Source organism: Mycoplasmopsis hyopharyngis (assembly GCF_045276885.1).
Taxonomy (GTDB): domain Bacteria; phylum Bacillota_I; class Bacilli_A; order Mycoplasmatales; family Metamycoplasmataceae; genus Mycoplasmopsis; species Mycoplasmopsis hyopharyngis.
Genome location: NZ_CP174164.1, coordinates 617,925 through 630,264, shown reverse-complemented (window position 1 = coordinate 630,264; position 12,340 = coordinate 617,925). Strand labels below are relative to the sequence as shown.

The following is a 12,340-nucleotide window of genomic DNA, read 5'->3' as shown; positions in this document are numbered from 1 at the left end:
CCATATAATTTAATTAACCATATTTAAGGAGTTTTATGTACAAGTATAAAGCAAAATTAGTATCAAGTCAAGAAGTTATTGCTGAGGCAAATAATTTAGAAGATTTAGAAGCTGCTATTTTAGGTTTTAGAAGAAAACAAAAGCAAGATGAACACACACGTGGGAATGAAAAAATCCAAATTATTCATGTTGAAAGAGATTCTTTAAAAGGAAAAAATAAGTCAAAAGAAGAATTAGTTAAAATAGTTTAACAAACAAAAATTAGATCCAAAATTTAAGTGTAATTTTGGATCTTTTTATTAAAAGCAGTATTTTTGATTATAAGATAACAAAAATGTTCAAAATCCTTTAATCTGATTATTTTTTAAATTAAATTAATAGTCACTTTGTCTATTTATCTTTAATTTTCAGAAAAAAGCAGTTCATTTTATTTAATATCGGAAGGGTTATGGAAAAAAGTTTAACTTTTTGTTAGTTTTATATCTTATATAATTTTATAGTTAATAAAAAGGATAACAAAAATGAATAAAATATTATTTATTACCATCCCTATAATTTCTATTACATCATTATCATATGTTAGTGCAAGTTTTAATTTTGAACATACCAAAAATAAAATTTATATAGATGAATTTTTAACTTTTGTTGAAAAAGAAGCAAATTCATATTTTAAAAATAGAAAATTTTTTGTAGACCAATACAGTATAAAAGAAAACACTTTACATATTTATTTTAAAAATAGAGGGTTTATGAAAATATCACTAGAAGATCTAAATGTTTTAGAATTTAATCCTAATTGAAATAATAACAAAGAGATTTTGAAAGAAAAAAATGATAATTTTAGTTTAAAACCTAGCAATTTATTAAGTCATAATTTTTCTATAAAGAAAAATAAATTAAATTTTGAAAATTTTGACTTATGGTCAAAACATAAAATAAATGAAGAATTGAATACATATAAACAATTAGAAATAACTTCTAATATTAATAATTTAGAAAACAATGAAGAATTCTTCTTAAATGCACAATATGAAATATCATATTCATGATGATTTAAATCGAATTTTGCGCTATTTGGTTATACAGATGTAGATACATCTAATGAAGATGAAGAATTTGAAGAGAATATCCCAATCTCAATTAGAAGTATTTTTAAAGAAAAGGCAGGAGACAAAGGCTTATGCGAATATGTTGCTCTTTCTTTACTTTTTCAATATTATCAATTATTTAAAAATTCCAACTTTTTTTCATCGCAAATGATGGATGAATATTCAACAATTTATAACCCTAACAAAAATAAATATGAATATTATGAAAAAGAAATAGAGTATGAAATAGAAAAAAATTTAAATTTTTTAAAAAATAAAAATTTACCAATTTCTCCACTATTTTCAAGAAAATTAGCTGCTGATTTATGAAGAGGAGCTGATAAAACAATAAATATAATTCATCCTTCTTGATATACAAAAGCATGAAAATCAATATTTAAAAATCCGATGATAACTAATTATTGATATCATACTTATGCATTTAATAGACCTTGAATTCCTTTATACAATGACAAACCTGTTATAATGGGTGGTTATGTTTCTTCATTAAAAAATGATGTTGAATCAGCATATCATGCAGTTGTTGCTTATGGAAAATGATACAATGAAAATAAAAATGGTTTAAAAAAAGATAAGTATTTAGTACACTATGGATGACCATCTAGCACAAACATTTATTCGCAAGTTGTGATTGATGCTAAGCATATAAGAAATTGAGGATATATGTATTACATAGATGATAAATCAACAAAAAAACAAAAAGAATTAAAAAAATATTTCTATTTTAAAAATGGATTTGTTTCAGCAGATCAATTGGAAGCTAAAATAGATTTAAATAAGGAAATGTAATTATGAAAAGATGAAAATGAATTTTATTATTTATTGCTTTACTTGTTGTATTTGTTGTTTTAGCGTTTATAACTAATATTGGTACTATTTTTATTGATTGAATGTTCACAAAAGCAAAATTTAACTTTTAACAATTAAGGAGAATTTATGATTAATAAGAATATAAAAACCATATTGTCTTCAATTTCATTATTTATTTTTTCTTTAATTGCTTTTGTAATATTAAACAAAGGTATCTTGGTTAAAAGATTTGATAAAGATGTAGTATTTTATCTATTCTTTGTTTCAAATTCAATTCTTTTTTTTATTTTTATTTGATTCAAATCATTATTTATCATAAGTCAAAGAAAAGAAAAATCAATAACTAAAATTTGAAAATTAGATTTAAGTTTCTTTGTCATTATGTCACTAATATTATTTTTAGCTCATTCATTTTATGGTGATTATGTTTTTCTTAAAGAACATATTGTTATTAAAATTTTGATGTTAATTGCTTATTCAATTGGATTAGTTTATTCATCAACATTTTTAATTATTGGTATTGTCTTGTTTGTTAAAGAAAAGAAAAATAAACAAAAAAGTTTAATGGAAAATGAAACAATAAATAATAATTAATTTGAAAAAATTTTGTCTCTTTCTATTTTGAAAGAGATTTTTTTATTCAATATATTTAGTAAATTTGCTTAAAATTTTAAAAAAAAATAACAACAAAAACCGCTAATATTTTTGTTTTTTGTATATTAATTATTAATATATAATAAATAAGTTATGTTAACAACAAAAATAATTAACCAATGATCACGCAAAAATATGAATAATATTTCTATTGATAAGAATAAGACAATAGATCTTTTTTAATTTTGCTTATACATGTTAATTATTACTATTTACTATTTTAGAAAATTTTTAGTAAAACAAAGTAGGCAAAATTACCAACCTACTTTGTTTTGTTTAATTTAAAGATTTTCAGGAGAAGTTATGAAAGAGAAAAAACAAAAACCGAAATTCAACTTTAAGACTAAAGTTTGACCAAAATATGCTATATCTTTTGGTGCTTTAGCTATTGCTACTTCTATTACGTTAGGTTCATTGTATGCTTATTCAAAGAAATCACCAGATAAATTAGGAAGAAAAAATCAAACCGATCCTTTTTATTTACAAAATAAATTTGTTCAAACCAAAGATGCAAAAACTTATTTTGTAACTAGTGATAAGAACCGAATTTTGGCTCAAGTAGATTTAGAAAAAGATACTGTTAAATTTAAAGAAGAAAAACTTGAAAAAACTATGTCTGTTGAACAATACATTCAACATTTTTACAATATAAATAAAAGATTTCCAACTTTAAATATTAAATATGGTTCATTTGACTTTTTTAACGAATATCTAGAAGCTGTAACCGCTAAAGATTTCAAAACTTTTACCGATTGATTTATGTTTAATGTGTCATGAGGTCCAGAAATTGTTACTTTAAAAGAGTTTTCAATTGTTAAAGGTGTGGAAATGAAAGGTAATAGCATTACTCTTGGTTCTCACTCTGATCAAAACAAAGAATATATGACCATTAAATTTTATCCAGATGCATTCTTTGGTACTTTAGCAGTATATTCAGAATTAAGTGGAAGAGGTAACTCTTCTGATGCTTTGTTATACAAATTGAATAAAAAATTACTTACAAGCACTGAAGTTAACAAACTTTTACAAAACACTCCTGGTTATAATGCTGCTGCTAATATGTCGGTTCAAACTTCTAATGAATTTACTTTTAGAAATATAGTTGATATTAGAACTTTAATAGGAAGTAAGGTTTATGCTTTACCAAATACAAAATGAACTCAACAATTAGAAAAACACACACTTAGAGAATATGAAAAAAACAGATTATTAGACAAAAATTTCTATTCATTAATCATCAATGGTAAGGACAGAAAAGAAGCGGAAGAAAACCTTAAAAACAAAATTAAAGAAAATAGTAAATATGACAAATATGAAATATTAAAAAATGTTGACGTAGATACTTTACAAGAAAAATACATTTCTAACGTTTCATTCGAAACTAATGCAGCAAATGAAATTAATATTATTGACCGTTATTTAAAAATTACTTTTACTGATGGAACTTCATATAACTTATATGATGCTTTTACCAAAATTCAAATTAAAGACTTTATCACTGAAACTTCAATTAGTTTACCAAATTGCTTTAGTTTAGCACAATCATTAAACTACGTCAAAGAAGTTTATAGCAAAGAATCTGTAAGAATTAATCAAGGTATTGCAACTATTAAAGAAAAAATTAAAGGTTTAAACCAAGAAAAAGAAACTTTAGAACTTGATTACACTAGCAATAAAAAAGAACTTACAGAAAGTATTGCAAAAACTGAACAAAGAATTAATGAGTTAAAAGCAATTACTTCACCAACTCCTGAACAAACACAAGAAATCACAAAACTTGAAGCAGAATTAAAAGAATTTCAAAATGACCTAAAAGCTTTAGAAGATTCTTATCCAAAAAACAAAACTAAATTAGAAGAAAAAACCAAGAGTTTTGAAAATAATTTAAAAGTATTTGAAAACTTTGTAAATATTAAAAATGAAGAATACTTACAATTACAAGCAGAAAAATTAGAAACTAATCCTGATATAAACAAACAAGAAGAATTTGCTATTAGAATGTTTGATTTAGCAAAAGGATATCAAAATAAATATATTCAAGTTTTTGGTGAATTAAAATTACCTTCAACTATTGCTGCGATAGATGTTTTAAAAGACACTATTGTTATTTACAATCAAGATTTAGCATTTTTATCAAACCAAATAATTACTAATGAATCATTAAAAAATACTGCTTCAAACAACTATTTGAATTGAAGAGATTTTTACAATTTAAATAGCTTCTTAAATGAAAAATTAACTTCAAATAGTCAAGACAATGAATTCTATGTATACTCACCACATTTTAAATCATTAGTAAATGATTACAATAAAGCACATCCTAATGCTAAAGTTAAAATGCAATATCAAGAATTAATTGACCAAGTTAAAACACTAAGTCAAGAAAAACAAGCTATTGTTACAAAAATCGATGAAATAGATGAAGAAACCAAATCATTGAAAAATGAATACACAGGTAAAATTTTTAACAGCCTATATCACGCATTTTATTTCTATGATAAAGAAACCTCAAGTTATGAAGAAGGCGATTTATTTATCAAAAGTTTTAAAATGCCTGGAATAGCTTCTAAATATTCTCCTTTATATTCAACTAAAGAATGAGAAGAATTTTGTAAAACAAACTTTGAAAACTTACATACTTATTTAAATAAAGTTAAAACAAAATGAGATGAATATTACAACAAAATCAAAAATTTTGTTACTACTCACCAAGCATTAGCAAATGAAATTGTTGAATTAGAAGAAAAACTTAGAAAAGCAAAAGAAGAACATCCAAATTGACCAACAAGTTGAGAAGTTTATCATACATACATTAAGCCGTTGATAGATCAAATTGATAGCAAGAAACATCAATGAATTTTATTATCAAGTGATCCAAATTTTGTACCTTATGAAGATGTTGTAAAAATTAAAAAATTCAATGAACAATTAACCGAATCTTTAGCACTATCTGAAGCACACAAAAGCAAAGAAGATCAATATTATGAACAAACTATTGAAGCAATAAAAAAAGATTATGAAATTAGACTAGTTCAATTTAAACTTTTCTATTTACTAAAAATGGTAAATATTAATGATGAAAAATTAGCTTCATATTATGAACAATATGTTGCTGAATATACAAAAGCATTAGAACTTGAAATTAAATCAAAAATTACCGAAGTTCAAAACAAGAGAAAAGAATATGAACATAAAAAACAATCATATATTTTAAAACAACTTGAAGACGAAAATAAATTACCAGAAGTTAAACCACTAGTTGGCCTTTCAGAAGATAAAATTCAAAAATCAAAAGATTTAATTACTAAAGTTCAAGAAAAAAATAACAAGATTACTGAAATAGAAAAACTTAAAAAAGAAATATTTGAAGCAAAAAAAGCAAAATACGATGTTGATTTTAATAATATAAAAACTTTTGCTGTTGATACTCATTTACCAATAATGGAAACTTATTCTGTTGAAATTAAAAAACAGTTAAAAAGTATTAAAGAACAAAATGTGGAAATTGATTCAAAAATAGAAGAGGCTAACACTAAATTAGTTACTTCAACAATTTCTAATGAAGAAAAAACTTTTTACGAATACCAAATTTCACAACTAAATAAATTAAAAGAAAAGAACCAAAAAGTAAGTGAAGAAGCACAACTTCTTAAAAAAGATTTAGAAAGTGCTTATTCTTCTGTTGATGATATTCTAAGTGAAATTCACATAATTGATGATGAAATAGCATTAGGTGCATTAGAAAATTATCTTGCTAAAACCAAAGAAATTAAAGAAAAATTTACCAAATTAAAAACAAAATTAGAAACAACTTCAACAGAAATTGAACAAATAAAAACAGAGGTTAATCAAAAAGTAACCGAGAATTCTTCAAATGCTCAAATTAAAGCGTTATATGAACAATTAGCAACTTTTGTTGAATCAAATAAAACCAAAATTGAAACTGTAAAAACTAAATTAGAACAAGAAAATACCAATTTATTAAATTCTCCAAATGTTGAGCAAAATATTACAAAATACGAAAATGTTCAAAATGATTCTGACATCAAACAAAAAGTTGAACAAAAGAAAACAAAAGAAAATGAATTACAAGCAATACTAGCTGAAATTCAAACAGCTGTTGAACAAGGTGCGGTTATTGTTTCAGATAATTCAATGTTTGATAAAGCAAAAGAATATGAAAAATTAGTTGATGAAATCAATAAAGCAAAAGAAGCAGCAGAACTTGCAGCAAAAGAATTAGATACCAACTACCCATCAGTAATTAAATTCAATGAAAATGAAGGTCAAGGTAAATTTGTTGAATTATTAACAAATATTATTGATAGAAATGAAGAGTTAGTTATTGAATCACCACTTTATCAACAAGCATATGGATTACAAAGTTCTTTAACTTCAATAACTGGTTCAATTAAAAACTTACGTGGTGAAATCAAAAAATTAGAGGAAAAACATGAAGTTGCTTCTTTAGAATCTGAATATGATGCAGTTGTATCAAAATTTGTAAATAGAGCAAAAGGAATCTATGAAGTTGAAGATTCATTAGCAAATTTACAAGCAAGAAAAGAAGTTATAACTAAAATTGTTGATAAGTTAAAAGTAAAAGAACTAACTGATGAAAACAGAGTTAAATTCTTAAGCCTTTATGAAGATGCTTTAAAAGTAATTGATGAAGAAATTCAAAGACTAGACGAATCATTATTAAGTATTATTGAGCAAGCAGATAAAGACTTAGCAGGTGTTGCGGAAATTACAGAATACTTACAAAAAGCTCAAGCATTAGTTAATCCACAAAGAGCAAAATTAGCACAAGAAATGGAAAATATTTATCAAAACTTTATGGTTAGAGTTTATGCTAATTTAACTCCTGATTTAAGAAATGATGCAAAAATTTCTAAAATGGTTGCTGAACTAAATGAAGTTATCAAAACCATTAATAATGAAGAAACTGCAAGAAACAAAAAGATAGCTGAATTTAAACAAAATCAAAGCAAATTTAGTAAGTTTGATCCTGGACGTAAATATATTCAATCAGTTCCTGGATTCAATGAAGCTTTACTTGCTTACAAAAATATGTTTGAAACTACTTTTGATAACCAATTTAAGTTAAATGAAACTATTTCTTATTATGATAGTTATTCATTAGTTTCAAAACTATTGTTAGAAAAATTCAAAGAAACTATTGAAGAAACCGAAAAACAAATTAAAACAAAAGAAGAAACTTTAAATACATTAAGTAGTGGTTCAGCTGAACACAAAGCACTAAGTGCTGAAATTAGTACTTTAAAAACTAAAAAAGTAGAATATGAAAAAAAACTTGCAGATTGTCAAAAAAATTCTACTGATTTTGTAACAGAAGCGCAAAAATTACTTATTATCGAATCTGAACAAAACAAAACTCTTAGAGTTAAATATAAACTTGATTTAGAAAAAGCTAAATCTGATTTTGATGATGAAATTAAGAACTTAGAATCTTACTTCTTGAATTATTCTATTTTTTCAGAAATAGTTAAATTTAACTTTGATACTTATAGTTCGAAAAATGAAGCAATTCATAATGGTTTAAATAAAGCAATTGCTTTATCAAAAGAAATTGTAATTTCAAAAGCATTGATGAAAGATAGAGAAACCTTTTTATCTTCAAATCAAAACTATGTTGAAATCACAAAAGAAGAAGATTTAGTAATTGCTAAAACTAAAATTGAATTAAGAGAAAAACTTTTAAAATTAGGTATTATCAAAAAAGATTCTTCTGAAGAGAGCATCGATCAATTAATTAAGAAAGTTTTTGTTTCAAGTTTTGCTAAAGATAAAAGAAAATTAGTATTTACTATGAGAGAAAAAGCATTCTTTGGAGAAGAATGAACTCAATTTGGTAAAAATGCAACAGAAAATTATGCTAAATTTGCGGTAGATGCTAAGGCAAATAGAAAAGTAGTTTCAAAAGTTACTGATTTATTAAGTGTTCTTGGTTATAAAAAAGTTCTTGTTCCTAGAATTCTAAGAGAAGAAGGAGACATCAAAGACGAACAAGGTAACTTACAAAAAGGTTATGCTATTTATACTGATGGTTATGAAAATTTAGTAGATGAAGTTTTAGAAAAAGTTCCTTATGCTGCTGAATGATTAGAAGGTCCGCACCTTGAGCAAGTAATTAATGATGAAACTGGAGAAATAACTTACGAAGTTAAAAATGGAAAATACCTTGGTTTTACCAAAGATTCACGTGTCGGTTTATGAGCAATTTTAAAAGCTACAAATCCAGAATTTAAAGGTATTGCTATTGATTTTCTAAAATTTGTTGCTGCGCATGAATATGGTCACCATATGACATTAAATGGTGCACAAAATCTTGGGGATAAAAATCCAGACAATAAATCATTATTCGTTTCTGCTTTAACCCCAGGTGCTACACCAGGTATTACTAACTACTATAATAGAGAATCGTTAGATTTATATTTAAAAGCAAGAACCAATTTACTTTTAACTACTAGAACCTATTTAAATGGTAATTATATAAATGCTGATAAAAATGGAGAATATCCAGCGTTTAAATACCCTGTATTTAATGACCAAGGTGAAATAATTGATTACATTGAAGAAAAAACTTCAGACATTTGAGGTACTGAAATTAATGATTCAAACGCAATTGCAGCAATCAAAAACAAAAAACGTCGTTTCATTCAAGACTTTGAAGGAATGAAAAAAGCCTTAGAAGAAAGAAGAAAAGAATTAAATGATAAAGGGAATAAAGTTTCTCTATTCGACCTTTGATTAACTAATACATTAGATACTTTTTCTGGTACATTAAACCCATCTGTTTCTGGACAAGCTAAATATATGGTTTGAGATAACAGTAAGAAAAGATATGTTTTCCAAGAAGGTTCTTTAGAACTTTTAAAAGGAATTTTAAAAGATGGCTCAGGTAAAGAAATTGACATAAAAGTTAAAGCGGATGGAACCTTAGATGTTTCAAAAGCTATTGCTGATTTTGAATATGTTGCCGAAGATAAAACCAAGGGAATTAAAGGAAAATTCATTGTAAAACAAATCTTTATTAATGACAATAACAAAAACCCAATTATTAGTGTTCCATTAAATGAAGATATTTACTATAAAGAAGGATATGGTGAACAAGCAGTTAAATATATCCTTGAACAAATTAAAGATATTCAAAATAACATCGAAACTTTAATTGTTAAAAAATTCTTAATTAATGGTTGAGATAATTCTGCAACTGCTTTAACTATTGATCCTAAAATGTCAATTAATTTTGCTAAATTAGGTGAATTAAATAGAACTGACAAAGATTACAAACCTACTATTGATTGATATAAAGATTATGTAAATAATCGTGATTTTACTAAAGCAACTATGACCGCTGAACATTTAGCAAAACCAACTATTTACTATGAAAATGGTGAACCTTATGGTCAACCATTGCCAGATAAATTTGATAAGGATAACTATTTTGTTAACTTGTCTGCTAAACCGACTTTACATCAAGAATTATTAGAGTTGATAATTTTAGGTGGATCAAATGGTTCTAAATTAGCTACTGCTTCAGGTTTTGAAACTTATATAAATTCAAGTGAATCATATGTTGCTAATGTTAATTTAGATTTAGCATTCGATAACAATATTTTATTTGAAGACTTAGGTTCATCATTATCTGAATTTAATGTCCAAAAAATTCTTTTACCACTTAATAAAATTGGTTTTAAATTAGTTGGAAATAATTTGCAAAACAACTTATGAATTGCTTATGGCGCTAATGACAAAATTGTTGGTCAATTTGAAAACCCACAATTAAAAGAATTTTTTGATATGAAAAATACTACTAAAATGTATTTAAACTCATCACTTTTAAGCAAGAAAACTACCGAATCATTATTTAATTCAATTTACTATACTATTGGAGCAACCAAAAACTATGGAGATAACATTTACTTTACTTCAGTAAAGGATTGAATGAAATTTAATTCTATTGATTTAACTAGAGCAAAATTAAACCAAAGTACTAAAACTGTTGATTGAGATTTAGCTTATGTAAAAACCAAATTTAATATTAATGCTTTTAGAAGAGGGTTAAAAGTTGCTTTAAAACAAGACAACTTAATTGATCTAGAAACAAAAAACGCATTAACTAACTTAGTTGAAAATGGTTCAGATCAAGACATTGCTAACGAAATTATGAAACGTTATGCTAATAGTCCTTTAGCAACCTTTACCAAATCATTCAAGTTGCTTGATATTGAAACAAATCAAAATCTTGCTTGAATCTTTGATCAAAAAATTGGTTTTGGTAAATATAAAACTGACAAATTCAATGTCTTTTCACCGGATGAAACTAAATTTGAATTTGGTTTAACTCAATTGATTAAAACTATTAAAGATTTTGCAACTACTTCAGGAATTACAGCAGCTAATTTAACAGGTGTGGATTATTTAGTTATCGATAATAAAATTTCACTTCAAACTGAACAAATGCTAGCATGTATTTTGAACAAGAGAGCAAGCTTGATTAATATTTTATTAACTATAGTTAATGGAAACTTTAAAAAGATTGCTCCTTCTGCTGATGCTTTATCTTACTTTAATTCAAAAAATGAAAGACGTTTTAATGAATTCTTTACTGATTATACATATAACTTTGCTGAAGTAATTAATCGTGATAACTTACAAATTACATATTCTCCATCAAAAACTAATTTTGGAAATATGCCTTCATATTTAAGTGGAATTTCAGAAGCTACTACAGGTTTAGAATATGTTGTTGATGCTTTGGATACTAAAAAGTGATTAAAAGCATTAATTAAATTTAAAGATGAAGATAACAAAGATTCTAGAGCTTCTGTGTTTGCTGCTTTATTATTTGCTAATTCATTAGAAGATGAAGAAAAACAAAACATTGCTAATAGTTATGGAATTAAAATCAATGCTGAATCATTAGCTGACAAAGAAGATTTTAAAGACAACTTTAACTTTAGAAACTCATATTTTGGAAAACTTCAAACTCATAATAATGGTTGATTTAAAGATAGATGATATCGTGAATTCTTAGGTTTTGAATTGTACGACAATGAAGGAAAAGATAAAGTTGATGATTCAATTAGAATTACTGATTTAACTGGTAAAAAAGTTAATACTAGAGCTAGAGCATATTGACAATATTACATTCAATCACAAGGTGTTGGTAAAAGAACTTTAAGTGGAATTTGAAGAGATAAAGATAAAGATGCTATTGCTTTTTATGGTTATATACCAAAACATTTAAATAAAAACAATGTTATTAAATACTTAGCGTTTAAAAATACCAAAACTGGTGAAATCAAAACCATTCCATTAAATATTAAAAACAGTAACAATATGTTTTATTACACTGAACAAAATTTAGACAATGAAGAAAATGCTAAAGACCCAGCAAAAAGCAAAAGACATTATTTAGCAGATGAAGAATATGTATGAACTGATTCAAAAGGAAATACCACAGGTATTAACAAAGGATTTGATTCATACGTTAGTGATTATGTAATTGCTTCTAAATATTCTAATGCTTTATTAAAACCTGGTCAAGAATTTGAGTTATATTTTGCTGCTGATGAAAAAGGAACTTATGTTTGCGAAATGTTTTTAGGCAAAACTGAATCAGTATCTGAAAATGGTAAAACCTATTCACAAGCGCCTACTACTGTAACTAGAGAAAAAAATGGCAAAACTATTTTAAGAATTCAAAATCAATTTAACGTTTATTAATTAAGGAGACA

At 25.2% G+C, this 12,340-nt stretch carries 5 protein-coding genes; all 5 read left to right on the top strand.

Features of this window, described 5'->3' with window-relative positions:
• The first annotated feature begins 35 nt into the window (after positions 1-35).
• A complete protein-coding gene (locus ACJA25_RS02510; protein ID WP_406615055.1) occupies positions 36-251 on the top strand; it encodes an MAG6790 family protein in 216 nt (71 codons plus the stop codon).
• Between the two features lie 270 nt (positions 252-521).
• Positions 522-1,898: a putative cysteine peptidase gene (locus ACJA25_RS02505; protein ID WP_406615053.1), complete on the top strand. Its 1,377-nt coding sequence runs from the start codon at positions 522-524 to the stop codon at positions 1,896-1,898.
• A 2-nt stretch (positions 1,899-1,900) separates the two neighbouring features.
• A complete protein-coding gene (locus tag ACJA25_RS02500; RefSeq protein ID WP_406615051.1) occupies positions 1,901-2,029 on the top strand; it encodes a hypothetical protein in 129 nt (42 codons plus the stop codon).
• 16 nt (positions 2,030-2,045) lie between these two features.
• A complete protein-coding gene (locus tag ACJA25_RS02495) occupies positions 2,046-2,513 on the top strand; it encodes a hypothetical protein (protein ID WP_406615049.1) in 468 nt (155 codons plus the stop codon).
• Between the two features lie 363 nt (positions 2,514-2,876).
• Positions 2,877-12,329: a PDxFFG protein gene (locus ACJA25_RS02490; RefSeq protein ID WP_406615047.1), complete on the top strand. Its 9,453-nt coding sequence runs from the start codon at positions 2,877-2,879 to the stop codon at positions 12,327-12,329.
• The last annotated feature ends 11 nt before the right edge of the window (positions 12,330-12,340 follow it).